Below are 15608 nucleotides of genomic sequence, written 5' to 3' on the forward strand. Positions count from 1 at the left end.
CTGCCGCCTGCCGTGTGGCGTGGCGCTCGTCGTCCGGCGCCGTCACCCACCCGCGGCGCGTGTCAGTCGCGCTCCCAACTGCCGTACGTGCTCCACCAGTTCCGCGGGTTCCCGCACCGTGAACTCGAAGCCCAGCAGGGCCAGCCGTACCGCCGTCCATTCGGGCGCGTCCCCGGATCTGCCGCGCAGTCGGCAGGAGTTGGCGTCCACGGGCTCCGGTGTCCCCAGCCATGCCGGGACCTTCGCGGCGACGGCCTCGACGGGCGCGGCGAAGGTGATCTCGAAGTCGTAGAACTCCTGCTGCCGTTGCATGGAGCGGCGCAGGTATTCGGCCGCGTCCCCTGTGGGCAGCTCGCGCGGAGCGAACCGCGCTCCGGTCGCGAAGGGCTCGCTCACCCGGTCGACCCGGAAGGTCCGCCAGTCGGCGCGGTCGAGGTCGTAGGCGACGAGGTACCAGCGTCGTCCGGTCGACACGAGCCGGTACGGCTCCGTCAGGCGCCGTGATTCCGTGCCGTCCCCGGCGCGGTAGGCGAAGCGCAGCCGTTCCCGCCCGGCGACCGTGGAGGCCATCACGGTCAGCGTCTCGGGTGGGATGGTCGCCCCGTCACCGCTGGTCAGCGGGGTGGTGGCGGCCTGGAGAGTGGTGACGCGGTGGCGCAGGCGGGAGGGCAGGACCTGCTCCAGCTTGGCGAGGGCCCGTACGGAGGCCTCGTCGACGCCTGCGAGGGCGTGCCCGGCGCCGGCCCTGAGGCCCACCGCGATGGCCACGGCCTCCTCGTCGTCGAGCACCAGCGGGGGCATCGCCTTGCCCGCCACCAGCCGGTAGCCGCCGTCGGCGCCCATGGTGGCCTGCACCGGATAGCCGAGTTCGCGCAGCCGGTCGATGTCCCGGCGCACCGTGCGCCGGGAGACCCCGAGCCGCTCGGCAAGCTCTCCGCCGGGCCATTCGCGGGGGGTCTGGAGGAGGGAGAGGAGCGTCAGGAGCCGGGCCGGGGTATCCGTCGTCATGATGTCGAGGATGCCGCACAAGTAGGACCTGTTCTGTCCTACTGGGGGCATAGCTTCGAGCCATGAACCGCATCGAGAACCCCGTCGTACCGCCGGACCGGCGCCGCTGGTTCGCCCTCGCCATCGTGATGACCGCGGCCTTCATGGACCTCGTCGACGTCACGATCGTCAACGTCGCCATCCCGTCCATCCAGCGGGACGCGGGCGCCTCCTTCAGCCAGATCCAGTGGATCACGGCCGGCTATGCGCTGGCCTTCGCCGCCGCACTGATCACGGGAGGTCGTCTCGGTGACATCCATGGCCGAAAGCAACTGTTCCTGATCGGGATCGGCGGTTTCACCCTCGCTTCGGCGTTGTGCGGCTTCGCCGCCGGCCCGGAGATGCTCGTCGCCTCGCGCGTCCTGCAGGGCGGTATGGCCGCGATGATGGTGCCGCAGGTGCTGTCGATCGTGCACGCCACCTTCCCGGCGCACGAGCGCGGCAAGGTCTTCGGGCTCTTCGGAGCCGTCGTCGGGCTGGGCGCGGTGCTCGGACCGCTGCTGGGCGCCCTGCTGACGGAGTGGAACCTGTTCGGCCTCGAGTGGCGGCCCATCTTCCTCATCAACCTGCCGGTCGGCGTCGCGGGCCTGGTGCTGGGCAGCCGCTTCATCACCGAGTCGAAGGCGCCGCGGGCGCTCAAACTCGACCTGGTGGGTGTGGCGCTCGTGACGCTGGGGCTGCTGATGCTGCTCTACCCGCTGACCAGGGGACGCGAGCTGGGCTGGCCGCTGTGGGGGTACGCCTCGATGGCCGGCGCGGTGCTGGTCTTCGGAGCGCTGGTGGCGTACGAGCGGCGGAAGGCGGCGCGGGACGGCTCGCCGCTGGTCGAACTCTCCCTGTTCCGGGTCAAGAGCTTCGCGGCCGGCATCGCCGTCCAGACCGTTTTCGGGGTCGCGCTCGGCGTGTTCTTCCTGGTGTGGACGCTGTACATGCAGATCGGCCTGGGCTGGAGCCCGCTGCGGGCGGGCCTGACCGGCATTCCCTTCTCGATCGCGGTCTCCACGGCGGCGGGACTGTCCGTACAGAAGCTGGTGCCCCGCTTCGGGCGGAAGGTGCTGCAGGCGGGCGCGCTGCTGATGGCGGCCGGCGTCCTGCTCTACATCTGGGAGTCCGACCGGTACGGGCTCGGCATCGCCTCCTGGCAGATGGCGCTGCCGCTGGTGGTGATGGGCGTCGGGATGGGTCTGATCGTCGCGCCCCTGACGGACGCGGTGCTCACGGACGTACCGCGCGAGCACGCGGGCTCGGCGTCCGGGCTCATCAACACGGTGCAGCAGATGGGGAACGCACTGGGCCTCGGCCTCGTCTCGGTGGTGTTCTTCGGCGCCATCGGGGACCGGCTGACGCCCGCGCAGGTGGGGCCGGCGTTCGTGCACGCCTTCCAGCACGCCCTCGGGTGGGTGGCGGCCGTGATGGCGGCGATCTTCCTGCTGATGTTCGCGCTGCCGGGGCGGGCGGCGCAGGGGGTCGACGGCGGTGACGGTGCGGACGTTCCGGTGACGGCGGACGGCGCGGACGCGCAGGTCTCCTCGGGCAGCCGGCCGGTCCGGGAAGGGGCGGCGGTGTAGCGGACGGACACATTCGTCTGGTGCGCGCCGGGACGCGCCGACTGCGAGGCCTCCCACTCCCTCCGGGGAGTGGGAGGCCCGTTTGTGTCCGGATGATGCCCGGAACTGTTTACTTTCCAGAAATCCGGGCGTAGCCTCCGAGCGAAACCACAAGTTCGGGCATCAGTGGAAACACTCGGACATCGAGGCGGAGGCGAACGGAGATGTACGCACCCGAGCGGCAGCAGGAGATCCTCCGGCTCGCCCGAGACGGCGGCCGGGTGGACGTGGTGTCGCTGGCCGAGGAGTTCCAGGTCACGGCGGAGACCATCCGCCGGGACCTGAAGGCCCTGGACCGCGCCGGCCTGGTCCGCAGGGTGCACGGGGGTGCCATACCGGCCGGACGCCTCGACTTCGAGCCGGACCTCGCCGAGCGCGAGGGGACATCCACGGACGAGAAGGACCGCATCGCCAAGGCCGCCGTGGCGGAACTGCCGACCGAGGGCACGATGATCCTCGACGCGGGTACGACCGTGGCACGCCTCGCCGCCGCGATCCCGCTGGAGTCCTCCCTCACCGTCGTCACGCACAGCCTGCCGATCGCCGCCCGCCTCGCCGACCATCCGGGTATCCAGCTCCACCTCGTCGGGGGACGCGTACGGCACCGTACGCGCGCCGCCGTCGACGCGTGGGCGCTGCGCGCGTACGGCGAGATCCGCGCCGACGTGCTGTTCATCGCGGCCAACGGCTTCTCCGCCGAACACGGCCTGACCACCCCCGACCTCGCCGAGGCCGCGGTCAAGCGCGCGGCCGTCGCCGCCGCCCGCCGCGTGGTGCTGCTCGCCGACTCCTCCAAGCACGGCCAGGAGCACTTCGCCCGCTTCGGCGACCTGAGCGACGTGGACCTGCTGATCACCGACAGCGGGCTGAGCCGAGAAGACGCCGTCGACATCGAGCGCGGCGGCACGGAAGTGGTGCGCGCATGATCCTCACCGTGACCCCCAACCCCTCCCTCGACCGCACCTACGAGGTCCCCTCGCTCGACCGTGGCGAGGTCATCCGCGCCACCGGCGAGCGCATGGACCCGGGCGGCAAGGGCGTGAACGTCTCGCGCGCCGTCGCGGCCGCCGGACGGCGCACGGTGGCGGTTCTGCCCCTGGGTGGTGCGCCGGGGGCGCTCGTCGCCGACCTGCTCGACGCGCAGGGCATCGAGGTCGCGCCGGTGCCGGTCGCCGGGGCCACCCGGTCCAACATCGCGCTCGCGGAGGCGGACGGGGTGCTGACCAAGATCAACGCGCCGGGTCCGGAGCTGTCGGCGGACGAGCAGGAGCTGCTGCTGGAGACGGTGCGCGCGCAGTCGCGCGACGCGGACTGGATCGCGTGCTGCGGGAGCCTGCCGCGGGGCCTCGCGCCGGCGTGGTACGCCGATGTCGTCGCGCGGGCGCACGCCGGGGGCGCGCGGATCGCGCTGGACACCTCGGGGCGTGCGCTCCTTGAGGCGCTGCGCGAGCGGCCCGACGTGGTGAAGCCGAACGCCGAGGAGCTCGCGGAGGCCGTCGGGCGCCCCCTGGCCACGGTGGGCGACGCGGTGAAGGCGGCCGAGGAGTTGCGCGAGATGGGCGCGCGCGCCGTGCTCGCGAGCCTGGGCGCCGACGGACAGCTGCTGGTGGACGGCGCGGGCGCCTGGTTCGGCAGCGCGCGCGTGGACGTCGTACGAAGCAACGTCGGCGCCGGCGACTCATCCTTGGCCGGCTTCCTGATCGCCGGCGGCAGCGGACCGGAGGCGCTCGCCTCGGCGGTGGCGCACGGCGCGGCGGCCGTCCAGCTGCCGGGCAGCGTGATGCCGACGCCCGGCGACCTGGACCTGGCCGCGGTCACGGTGACCGCCGATGTGCCGGTGGACCGCGAGTTGTCGGAGCCGGTGTCATGAGCGCCCGTACCAACCTCAGTGTCATGAGCGCCCGCACCGGTTCTGGTGTCATGCACGCCCGTACCAACCTCGGTGTCATGAGCGTCCGTACCAACCCTGGTGTCGTGAACGCCCGTACCCACCCCTGTTCCGGTTTCCGGCATACGGCCCCTTGGCGGCGAGGCTCCCCGTTACTCGCCGCGGCCGACGGGAGGCAGGGCCACCTGAGCCGCCCTGCCCTCACCGGGAGGCGGGGTTTCCCCGGCCCCGCCTCCACCGGCCCCGCCCGCACCGGCGGCCCTGAGTTTCCCGCCACCCCCCACAGCACCCCTGTCCCCACCCCCGCCCACCCCACTCCACGGGCGATACGCGTGCTAAGGAGCCCGCGATGAGCGACATGATCACCGCGGACCTGGTCGATCTCGACCTGTCCGCCGACACCAAGGAAGCGGCGGCGCGTGCCCTCGCCGAACGCATGGTGGCCCTGGGCCGGGTGACCGACCTGGAGGGCTTCCTCGCCGACGTGGCGGCGCGCGAGGCGCAGATGCCGACCGGCCTGGACGGCGGCATCGGCATCCCGCACTGCCGCAGCGAGCACGTCACCGAGCCGACGCTCGCCTTCGGACGCAGCTCCGCGGGGATCGACTTCGGCGCGGCGGACGGTCCCGCCGACCTGATCTTCCTGATCGCGGCGCCCGCCGGCGCCGACGACGCCCACCTGACGATCCTGTCGTCGCTGGCCCGCCAGCTGATGAACGCGGAGTTCACCGCCGCGCTGCGTTCGGTGGGGGACGCGTCCGCCGCGGCCGCGCTGATCCGCGGGGACAAGACGCCCGAGGCGGCGGCCGAGGGCGCAGGCGCCACGGAGGGCGCATCCGAGGACTCCGTGGCGTCGTCGGTGGCGGCCTCCGCCGACGACGCCACGGACAGCACCGCTGCGGCGCCGGGCGCGAGCGTCGCGGACGCCGCCGCCGAGCGCCCCTTCCGCATCGTCGCCGTCACCTCCTGCCCGACCGGCATCGCCCACACGTACATGGCGGCCGAGTCGCTGGAGAACGCGGGCCGCGAGGCGGGCGTCGAGGTCGTCGTCGAGACGCAGGGCTCGGCCGGCTTCACCCGGCTCGACCCGGGCGTCATCGCGGCGGCGGACGGCGTGATCTTCGCGCACGACGTCCCCGTACGGGAGAAGGAACGCTTCGCCGGCAAGCCCACCGTCGACGTCGGTGTGAAGGCCGGCATCAACCGGCCCGGCGAGCTGATCACCGAGGTGCGCGGCAGGGCCGCGCGCGGTGAGGTGACCGCGGGCGCCCCCTCGGGCGCGGGCACTCCGGTCGAGCGCTCCGGCGACTCCGGCGAGGGCTACGGCACGAAGCTGCGCAAGTGGCTGATGTCCGGCGTGAGTTACATGGTCCCGTTCGTCGCGGCCGGCGGTCTGCTGATCGCCCTCGGGTTCGCGATCGGTGGATACAAGATCAAGTCGGCGCCCTCGGTGATGGACCACTTCGTCTGGACGCAGACCGACAGCTGGGCCGCCTTGATGTTCCAGATCGGCGCAGTGGCCTTCGGCTTCCTGGTCCCGGTCCTGGCCGGCTACATCGCCTACGGCATGGCGGACCGCCCGGGTCTCGTCCCCGGCTTCGTCGGCGGCATGATCGCCTCCACGATCAACGCGGGCTTCCTCGGCGGCCTGGTGGCAGGTCTGCTGGCCGGTGGCGTGGTGATGGCCATCCAGAGGATCGACATCCCGGCGGTGCTGCGCGGCATCATGCCTGTGGTGGTGATCCCGCTGATCTCCTCGGCGATCGTCGGATTCCTGATGTTCGTCGTGGTCGGCAAGCCCATCGCCTCCGCCCAGAAGGCCATGACCGACTGGCTGAACGGCCTCTCCGGCTCCAACGCCATCCTGCTCGGCGCCCTGCTCGGCCTGATGATGTGCTTCGACCTCGGCGGCCCCGTCAACAAGGTCGCCTACACCTTCGCCACCGCCGGCATCGCCGTCTCCAACCCGAGCGACTCCGCGATGAAGATCATGGCCGCGGTCATGGCCGCGGGCATGGTGCCGCCGCTGGCGATGGCCCTGGCCACCACGATCCGCGGCAGGCTCTTCACCGAGACCGAGCGCGAGAACGGCAAGGCCGCCTGGGTCCTCGGCGCCTCCTTCATCTCCGAGGGCGCCATCCCGTTCGCCGCCGCCGACCCGCTGCGCGTCATCCCCTCCGCCATGGTGGGCGGCGCGATCACCGGCTCCCTGTCGATGGCGTTCAGCGCCACCCTGCGCGCCCCGCACGGCGGCATCTTCGTGGTCCCGCTGATCGGCAACGCCTTCCTCTACCTGATCGCCATCGCGGTCGGCGTGTGCGTCAGCACCGCCCTGGTCGTCGTACTGAAGGGCATGCGCAAGCCGGCACCCGGCACCGTGGGCGCCGGCAAGGCGGACGGGGCGGCCGCCGCGGCAGGGGAGGCGAAGCAGCCGGTCGCAGCGTGAAGATCTGTTCGTAAAGATCTATTTGTCTCTTTGAAGTGTTGTGGCGTGTTCACGGCACCTGCGAGATACGTCACGGTCCGGGCCCAAAGGCCCGGACCGTGGTGTCTACTGGGCGCATGCCTGATGAGCACGTCCCGGTTCTCCAGTCGATGGGCGCGGCGATACTCCTCCTCACCGCTGCCCTGTGGGTCTTCGCCCTGTATTCTCTCGCCCGCCGCGGTCACTTCGGTCCCATTCCGCGACTCGCCGGCCCCCGCAGTCCGCGCGCCCTCCCGCGCCGACGTCGGTCCGCTCCCCACCTGGAGTCCGTCGAACTGACCCCGGCGGAGAGAGCCGCGTTCGCGGGGCTCGTACGACAGCTCAGCGACGGCCGCTGAGGCGCGTGCCGGGGACGCCGGCGCGCACCCCAACCGCACGCCGGGGCGCGCGCCTATATCGGGCGCGGGGAACGAGCGTTGGGCGCCGTCCGCGCCCACTGCTCAGGAGACCTGCGCCGCCCGCCGCTCCATGGCGTCCCGGGCCGCGTCCTCCGTGACGTACACCTCGCACATGTGCCGCCCGTCGGGCGTCGCCGTGTGCTCGACCTCCCAGAGGGAGATCTCCTCGCCGTCGCGCAGCAGGAACGCGTGCTCGTAGAGCGCGAAGCACAGTCCGGCGCGCCGTGCGTGGCAGGGGCGGCCGAAGGCCTGCGTGATCTGGTGCGCGAACGCCGTGGTGAGTAAAGCGGCCGTCTCCGCGCCGGGTCGGTCGGCGTTCTCCGCGCGGCGCAGGAGCCGGCGCGCGTGGTCCGCCGAGTCGTCCGGCACGTACGCGTGCCGGGGCGCGGGGACCGGCGACAACTGCACCGTCACCGGCAACTCGAAGTCGGGCGTGTCCGGCGGCAGAGGCAGGCGCGCGGTGGCGGCGCGCAGCTCCTCCTCGTCGACGTACACCTCGTGCTGGGCGGCGCTGCCCGGCGCGGGGTTGTGCACGAGCTCCCACAGGGTGAGCGCCGAGCCGTCGGCGAGCAGCCATGTGTGCCGGTACGTCTCGCGGTGCAGCCCCGAGCTGTGGTGCGCGGAGTGGAGCGAGCTGTCGTGCGCCAGGGCGCAGTCGAGGCGCTGTATGACCTCGTCCGGCAGCTCGAAGGAGTTCAGGGCACGGCCGAGGAGTCGCGCGAGGTGCTCCTCCGGAGACTCGGGCGACTCGGGTGGTTCGTACGCTGCTGTCTCGTACGGAACGCTCAAGGTTTCTCCCGGCGTTGCTGCATGTCACCTTGTGGGTGCATACCGTAGCCCCTCGGTCGGACATCATGTCCGGGAACCGAGAAAACGTACGCACAGAAAACGAGCGGGCCGTGTGAGAAATTCCCACACGGCCCGATGACCTGTCAGATTGCCCTGCTCAGGCGGCTCTTGAGACGATCATGCGCGATGTACGGCGATCATGTGCGATGTACGGCGATCACGCGGCGCTTCCCGCGACCCACTCGTTCCACGGCAGGTTCCAGCCGTTGAGTCCGTTGTCCGGCGCCACCGTCTTGTCGGGGGAGTTCTTGACGATCACCACGTCCCCGATGAGCGAGTTGTCGTAGAACCACTTGGCGTTCGTGGCGCCCTGCGCGCCCTGCGCGTCCGCGAGCCCCACACAGCCGTGGCTGGTGCCCTCGCGGCCGAAGGGCGGGTTGCCCTTGTTGTACCAGTAGTTGCCGTGGAGGAACGTCCCCGACGTCGTCAGCCGCATCGCGTGCGGCACGTCCGGGATGTCGTACTCGCCGCCCAGACCGACCGTCTGGCTGTTCATACGCGTCTGCACGAACTTCTCGGAGATCACCATCTGCCCGTTGTACGTGGTGTGCTCCGGGCTGCCCGACGAGATCGGCAGCGTCTTGAACGTCTTGCCGTCCCGCACCACCGTCATGGTCTGCGTGTTCACGTCCACCGTGGACACCTGCGAGCGCCCGATGGTGAAGGTGACGGTCTTCTTCTGCACCCCGTAGACGCCGTTCGCGCCCTCGACCCCGTCCAGGTCGATCTTCATCGTGACCTTGGAGCCGGCCTTCCAGTACTCCTGCGGCCTGAAGTCGAGCCGCTGCGACCCGAACCAGTGCCCGACCACCTTCTGCCCGCTGCTCGAGGTGACCGTGATGTGCGACTGCACGGCCTTCCTGTCGCTGATCACCTTGTCGAAGTTGAACGACACCGGCATCCCGACACCGACCGTGGTCCCGTTGTCCGGCGTGTACGTGCCGATGAAGCTGTTCGTCGAAGTGACCGTGGTGAAGATGGAGTTGGCGGCGGCCGTGCGACCGGCCGAGTCCTTCGCGGTCGCCGAGATCTGGTACTTGGTCCCGCGTTCCAGCGGTCCGTTCGGCTTCCAGGCGCCGCCGTTGCCGGATATCGAACCCGGTACGGCCTGCCCCGTTCCCGCCACCGTCATCTTCACGTCGGTCAGTCTGCCCCCGCTGACCTTCACGCCTGTCGTGTTGATCGACGCAGCGGTCGAACCGTCCTTCGCCGAGATGACGATCCTGGCCGTGGACGTCTTGGCCGAGCTGTTGCCGGTCTTGCTGTCGCTGTTCGAGTCGGCGTTGGCGTCACCGCCGCAGGCGGTGAGGGTGAGGGCGCCGACCATCAGGACGGCACTTGCCCCCAGTGCGCGCCGCGCTGCCATGTTCGGCGTCTTCACGTGCTGCTCCCGGTTTTCGTGGTGTGTGTGCTCCGCTCCAGTGCGTGGTGAAAGAGGGGGCGGGTGGTCCGGGAGGTTCCCGCCGTACGTCTTGGACGCCGTCACGTGACAGAACCAGGACAATGTGCGGGGAAGACGTCGTGGCTGGTGGGGGGCGCGGGCGCGCGTGTACGGCGTGCGCGGCGCGGCGTCGTTGTGTACTCGGGCTGCGCGCCCGGTGTGCGGGGACGCCGCCGGCTCAGCTGCTCCCGTACAACTCCTCGTACGACGGCCACGTCCCGCCCGGCCCGTCCACCGACTCCGCGGCGCGCACGGCGCGCACGATCGCCCGCGTCACCAGGTCCGCGCCCGCGGCGAGGATCTCGTTGAGCGCGAGGGGGTGTTCGGCGTCGAGCGGGCGCTCCCCCGTCGCCAGGGCGAAGACCGTGTCGCCGTCGTTGAGCAGGTGGACCGGCCGCACGGCGCGCGCGATGCCGTCGTGCGCCGTACCGGCGAGCTTCTGCGCCTGTGCCTTCGACAGGTCCGCGTCGGTGGCGACCACGGCGAGGGTGGTGTTGAGTGGCGGGCGCCCGTTCTTCGCCGCGCACTCGGCGAGACGCCGGCGAGCGGTCTCGTGGACGCCCGTCTCCGGGTACTTCACGCGTCCTTGGAACAACTCGCCGTAGAGAACGCCCGTTTCGGGGTCCATCGCCGAGCCCGCCGCGTTGGCCACCACCAGCGCCGCCACGGTGACCCCGGAGCCGAGAACAGCGCTCGCGGTGCCCACTCCGCCCTTCAGCGGCCCGACGGCCGCCCCCGTTCCGGCGCCCACGCAGCCTTCCGGCACGGGCACACCGACCGCACTCGCGGCGGCCGCCTCGACCGCGGCCCGGCCGGTGGCGGCGTCGGGCCGGGCGCGGAAGTCGCCGCCACGCCCCAGGTCGAAGACGCACGCGGCGGGCACCACCGGCACGACGTGCGTGGGATCCACTCCCACGCGCACCCCACGCCCCTGCTCCTCCAGCCAACCCATCACGCCGGAAGCCGCGTCGAGCCCGTACGCGCTGCCGCCGGTCAGTACGACCGCCTCCACCTTCTGCACGAGGTTGCGCGGGTCCAGGGCGTCGGTCTCCTTGGTGCCGGGGCCGCCTCCCCGGACGTCCACGGCGGCCACTGCGCCGCCTTCCGGGGCGAGGACGACCGTGGTTCCGGTGAGCCGGCCGCCACCGGTGCGCGTCGCGTGGCCCACGCGCACTCCGATGACGTCGGTCAAAGCGTCAACTGCCATGGACCCAGTGTGGACCGGGCCCATGACGTGAGGGGCCCGTCAGACGACCGGAGTCGTCGCACGCTCCCCGCTCGCCCCGGTCGTCCGGCGCTCCTTGGACAGCATGCGTGCCGTCAGGGCCACGCCGGTCGCCACCGCGAGCCCCGACACGATGCCGGCCGCGAGCACGGCCCAGTCGCCCAGGAACGTGCAGGCGATCACCAGGAGTGCGGTGACGGGCAGCACCAGCTGCTGCGCGATGCCCACCTTGAAGTAGCGGGAGTGCAGCGCCCACACCGTGAGCAGGTACAGCGCCGTCGGCAGAGTCACGGCGGCAGACGCGGCCAGCGTGGAGATGTGTGCCTTGCCGACCGCCTGCTCCACAGCCACTTCCAGTCCCGCTCCGATCGCCGCAGCCGAGGCGAAGATCAGGTAGTGGCCGTATCCCCAGATGAACGCCTGCCTGCTGGTGCGCAGGCGTCCGTGGATCGGCACGACGAAGTAGATCCACCAGGCGGCGAAGACGATGAGCAGTCCGCCCGCCGCGATCGGCAGCAGTTCGCCCAGTGCGTCGTGCTCGTCCACCCCCGACTTCACGGCGGCGGTGGCGGCGGCGATCGTCTCGCCGAGCACGATGATGGTGAACAGTCCGTAGCGCTCGGCGATGTGGTGCGGGTGCCAGGCGGTAGTGGAGTCCTTCTCCGCGTAGAGCGGTACGCAGAGCTCCGCGATCGCCATCACCAGGAAGACCCAGGGACGGGCCGGCTCGGGCAGCACGACCAGCCCGAGCCAGCCGACCAGGCAGAGCAGGACGCCGCCCGCGTACCGAAGGGCGGCGGTTCTCTCCGCGCCCTGCGCCGATCGCGCCGCTCTCAGCCACTGCGCGGCCATCGCCAGCCGCATGATCAGGTAGCCGAGCCAGACCACGGTGTAGTCGTGGTCCTCGAAGGCCCGTGAGATTCCGGCGGCCAGCACGAGGACGCCGGCGATCTGGACGAGGGTGACGACCCGGTAGAGGGCGTCGTCGTTGTCGTACGCCGAGGCGAACCAGGTGAAGTTCATCCAGGCCCACCAGATCGCGAAGAACTGCATCGCGTAGCTCATGATGCCGTTGCCCGCGTGCCCACCGGCCACGGCGTGCACCAGGCCGACGCCCGCCTGGGCGATGGCCACGACGAAGCACAGGTCGAAGAAGAGCTCGAGCGGCGAAGCGACGCGATGTGCCTCGTCGCGGCCGCGTGCGGTGAGCCGGCGCAGCGGTCTGTGGCGTTCGTGCGCGCCGGAGGGCGCCGGGGGAGGAGTCGGGCTGGACGTCATGGACCCAAGCACACCAGATAACCTGCCGAAATTCTTGTGAAGCGTTTCACAAGCGGTCGCGGTCCTAAGGTCCCCTCGAAAAGGCCAGGTCAGCGACGTTCGCCGGGGTTCTGATCGATTATCGATAGGACCTTTGGACCGGGATCGGGGACCAACGCAACTCCCTGCGGCGCCCGCGGCGGCGTGCAATGGATCCGTACCCACGAAGCGATGCGGAAGGTCTCGGCCATGACTGCCACCCCTGCGGAAACCACTCCCGTCACCCCTGCCGAGGAGACGCCGCGCGAACCGTCCCCGCAAGGAGACGCCTGGAACGGCTTCCGCGGCGGCCTGTGGCGCGACACGGTCGACGTCCGCGACTTCGTCCAGCACAACTACGCCCCCTACGAGGGCGACGCCTCCTTCCTCGCCGGACCCACCGAGCGCACCGGCAAGGTCTGGAACCAGCTCCTCGGGATGTTCCCGACCGAGATCGAGCGCGGCATCTACGACGTCGACACCAAGACGCCCTCGCGCATCGACGCCTTCGCCCCCGGGTACATCGACCGCGACCTCGACCTGATCGTCGGCCTGCAGACCGATGCCCCGCTCAAGCGCGCCATCATGCCCAACGGCGGCTGGCGCATGGTCGAGGCCGCTCTGAAGGCCTACGGGTACGAGCCCGACGCCGCCGTCCGGGAGATCTACACCAAGCTCCGCAAGACCCACAACGACGGTGTCTTCGACGCCTACACCCCCGAGATCCGCGCCTGCCGCTCCTCCGGCATCATCACCGGCCTGCCCGACGCCTACGGCCGCGGCCGCATCATCGGCGACTACCGTCGCGTCCCCCTCTACGGCGTGGACCGGCTCATCGTCGCGAAGCGAGCGGACAAACTCGCAGTCGAAGTCCTCTGGCCGAGTGCGGAGGTGATCCAGGAACGCGAGGAAATCTCCGAGCAGATCCGCGCCCTCGAAGAACTCAAGGCCATGGCCCTCTCCTACGGCTACGACATCTCCGGCCCCGCCCGTACCGGCCGCGAGGCCGTCCAGTGGCTCTACTTCGCCTACCTCGCCGCCGTCAAGGAACAGAACGGCGCCGCCATGTCGATCGGCCGCATCGACGCCTTCCTCGACATCTACCTCCAGCGGGACATCGAGGCCGGCCTGCTCACCGAGTCCGAGGCCCAGGAGATCATCGACGACTTCGTCATCAAGCTCCGCATCGTGCGCTTCCTGCGCACCCCCGAGTACAACGAGCTCTACTCCGGCGACCCCACCTGGGTCACCTGGTCCATGGGCGGCATCGGCACCGACGGGCGCCCCCTGGTCACCCGCACCACCTTCCGCGCCCTCAACACGCTCTACAACCTCGGCCCGGCCCCCGAGCCCAACCTCACCGTCTTCTGGTCCCCGCGCCTTCCCGAGGCCTTCAAGAAGTACGCCTCCCAGGTCGCCATCGACACCAGCGCCCTGCAGTTCGAGTCCGACGACCTCATGCGCCCCAAGTACGGTGACGACACCGCCATCGCCTGCTGCGTCTCCGCGATGGCCATGGGCAAGCAGATGCAGTTCTTCGGCGCCCGCGTCAACGTCGCCAAGGCACTGCTCTACGCCATCAACGGCGGCCGCGACGAGAAGTCCGGCCAGACGGTCGTCGAGGGCTTCGAACCGATCACCGACGAGTACCTCGACTACGACACCGTCCTCGCCCGCTACGACGCCATGCTCGGCTGGCTCGCCAAGACGTACGTGCACGCGCTGAACGTCATCCACTACATGCACGACAAGTACGCCTACGAGCGCCTCGAAATGGCCCTGCACGACCGGGCGATCCTGCGCACCATGGCCTGTGGCATCGCCGGCCTGTCCGTGGCGGCCGACTCGCTGTCCGCCATCAAGCACGCACGCGTGAAGGTCGTACGGGACGAGACGGGCCTGGCCGTCGACTACGTCATCGAGGGCGAGTACCCGGCGTACGGCAACAACGACGACCGGGCCGACGACCTCGCCCGCTGGATCGTCCACGACTTCATGGAGAAGGTCCGCCGTCACCCGACGTACCGCGACGCGGTGCACACCCAGTCGGTTCTGACGATCACCTCGAACGTCGTCTACGGCAAGAAGACCGGCAACACTCCTGACGGCCGCCGCGCGGGCACCCCCTTCGCGCCCGGCGCGAACCCCATGAACGGGCGGGACGAGCACGGTTACATCGCCTCGGCGCTCTCGGTCGCCAAGCTTCCGTACGACGACGCGGAGGACGGCATCTCCCTGACCAACACCATCACCCCGGACGCCCTGGGCCGCACCCCCGAGGAGCGCATCGCCAACCTCGGCGGCGTCCTGGACGGGTTCATGGCCGACGACGGCTTCCACATGAACGTCAACGTCCTCGACCGGGCGACCCTGGAGGACGCGATGGAGCACCCCGAGAAGTACCCGCAGCTGACCATCCGGGTCTCCGGCTACGCGGTCAACTTCGTCCGCCTCACCCGTGAGCAGCAGCTCGACGTCATCAACCGCACCTTCCACGGCTCGCTCTGAGGAGCAAGGACGATGACTCCGCTTCTTCCTACGGCGTCGGTTCTGCCGGCGCCGGCCTACGGGCCCGTTCCCGCGGCGGCCACCCCGGCCGCCGCGGCGACCCGGCGCGAGGTGGTCGGCTCGGTCCACTCGTGGGACCTGTCGACCGGTGTCGACGGCCCCGGCACCCGCTTCGTCACCTTCCTGTCGGGCTGCCCGCTGACCTGCCTGTACTGCCACAACCCCGACACCTGGCGGATGCGTGACGGCAAGCGCACCACAGCCGACGAGATCGTCGCCGAGGCCCGCAAGTACACGCGGTTCATCGCGGCCGCCGGCGGCGGGGCCACCATCAGCGGGGGAGAGCCTCTGCTCCAGCCCGTCTTCACCGGCGAGCTGCTGCACCGCTTCAAGCACGAACTCGGCCTGCACACCGCCCTCGACACCTCGGGCTTCCTCGGCGTCCGCGCCACCGACGCCCTGTTGAGGGACACCGACCTGGTCCTGCTCGACATCAAGTCCTGGGACCGCACCACCTACCGCAAGGTCACCGGCCGCCCCCTGCAGCCCACCCTCGTCTTCGCCCGGCGTCTGGCAGACCTCGGCAAGGAGGTCCACGTCCGCTTCGTGCTCGTTCCCGGCCTCACCGACGACCCGGCCAACATCGAGGGCGTCGCCGCCTTCGCCGCCTCGCTCGGCAACGTCACACGCGTCGACGTCCTGCCCTTCCACAAGCTCGGCGAGGCCAAGTGGCAGGCGCTCGGCCGCCCCTTCGTCCTGCACGACACACCCGCCCCGACGGCCGAGCAGACCGCTGCGGCCAGGAGCATCTTCGAGTCCCACGGACTGCGCGCCGTCTGAGCCGCCCGGACGGCGCCCCTCCCC

12 protein-coding genes are annotated in these 15608 nt (G+C 70.8%); 7 read left to right on the plus strand and 5 right to left on the minus strand.

Annotated features, from left to right (window positions below):
* Positions 1-42: 42 nt before the first annotated feature.
* Positions 43-1008, minus strand: coding sequence for a helix-turn-helix transcriptional regulator (locus ACQF4J_RS26260; RefSeq protein WP_351581109.1), 966 nt, complete (start codon positions 1006-1008; stop codon positions 43-45).
* A 62-nt stretch (positions 1009-1070) separates the two neighbouring features.
* Between ACQF4J_RS26260 and ACQF4J_RS26265 the strand changes: the two genes are divergently transcribed.
* The 5 genes from ACQF4J_RS26265 to ACQF4J_RS26285 all read left to right on the plus strand — a co-directional run bounded on the left by ACQF4J_RS26265 (position 1071) and on the right by ACQF4J_RS26285 (position 7365).
* Positions 1071-2615, plus strand: coding sequence for an MFS transporter (locus tag ACQF4J_RS26265; protein ID WP_427166903.1), 1545 nt, complete (start codon positions 1071-1073; stop codon positions 2613-2615).
* A gap of 203 nt (positions 2616-2818) precedes the next feature.
* Complete coding sequence (locus ACQF4J_RS26270; protein ID WP_351581113.1) at positions 2819-3580, plus strand: DeoR/GlpR family DNA-binding transcription regulator; 762 nt, start codon at positions 2819-2821, stop codon at positions 3578-3580.
* Positions 3577-4524 (plus strand): 1-phosphofructokinase, encoded by a 948-nt coding sequence (gene pfkB / locus ACQF4J_RS26275; protein ID WP_351581115.1) that lies wholly within the window; start codon positions 3577-3579, stop codon positions 4522-4524. The genes ACQF4J_RS26270 and pfkB overlap by 4 nt, the downstream gene beginning before the upstream one ends.
* Before the next feature lie 367 nt (positions 4525-4891).
* Positions 4892-6988, plus strand: a complete 2097-nt coding sequence (locus ACQF4J_RS26280) for a PTS fructose transporter subunit IIABC (protein ID WP_427166904.1) — start codon at positions 4892-4894, stop codon at positions 6986-6988.
* 116 nt (positions 6989-7104) lie between these two features.
* Complete coding sequence (locus ACQF4J_RS26285; protein ID WP_351581119.1) at positions 7105-7365, plus strand: hypothetical protein; 261 nt, start codon at positions 7105-7107, stop codon at positions 7363-7365.
* Between the two features lie 102 nt (positions 7366-7467).
* On the opposite strand, the gene ACQF4J_RS26290 is transcribed toward ACQF4J_RS26285, so the two are convergent.
* From ACQF4J_RS26290 to ACQF4J_RS26305, 4 genes are all read right to left on the minus strand, one after another.
* Positions 7468-8214 carry a DUF6227 family protein gene (locus ACQF4J_RS26290; protein WP_351581120.1) on the minus strand — a complete coding sequence of 249 codons (747 nt, stop codon included), beginning with the start codon at positions 8212-8214 and terminating at the stop codon, positions 7468-7470.
* 217 nt (positions 8215-8431) lie between these two features.
* Positions 8432-9601 carry a L,D-transpeptidase gene (locus tag ACQF4J_RS26295; protein ID WP_427168618.1) on the minus strand — a complete coding sequence of 390 codons (1170 nt, stop codon included), beginning with the start codon at positions 9599-9601 and terminating at the stop codon, positions 8432-8434.
* Positions 9602-9893: 292 nt separating this feature from the next.
* Positions 9894-10922 (minus strand): P1 family peptidase, encoded by a 1029-nt coding sequence (locus ACQF4J_RS26300; RefSeq protein ID WP_427166905.1) that lies wholly within the window; start codon positions 10920-10922, stop codon positions 9894-9896.
* A 39-nt stretch (positions 10923-10961) separates the two neighbouring features.
* Entirely contained in the window at positions 10962-12218 is a 1257-nt protein-coding gene (locus ACQF4J_RS26305) for a low temperature requirement protein A (protein ID WP_427166906.1), read from the minus strand.
* A gap of 228 nt (positions 12219-12446) precedes the next feature.
* On the opposite strand from ACQF4J_RS26305, the gene pflB reads away from it, so the two are divergent.
* Positions 12447-14744 carry a formate C-acetyltransferase gene (gene pflB / locus ACQF4J_RS26310; RefSeq protein WP_427166907.1) on the plus strand — a complete coding sequence of 766 codons (2298 nt, stop codon included), beginning with the start codon at positions 12447-12449 and terminating at the stop codon, positions 14742-14744.
* 12 nt (positions 14745-14756) lie between these two features.
* Positions 14757-15584 (plus strand): pyruvate formate-lyase-activating protein, encoded by an 828-nt coding sequence (gene pflA / locus ACQF4J_RS26315; protein WP_351581132.1) that lies wholly within the window; start codon positions 14757-14759, stop codon positions 15582-15584.
* Positions 15585-15608 lie beyond the last annotated feature (24 nt).

The organism is Streptomyces sp. C1-1, assembly GCF_050214755.1.
GTDB lineage: Bacteria > Actinomycetota > Actinomycetes > Streptomycetales > Streptomycetaceae > Streptomyces.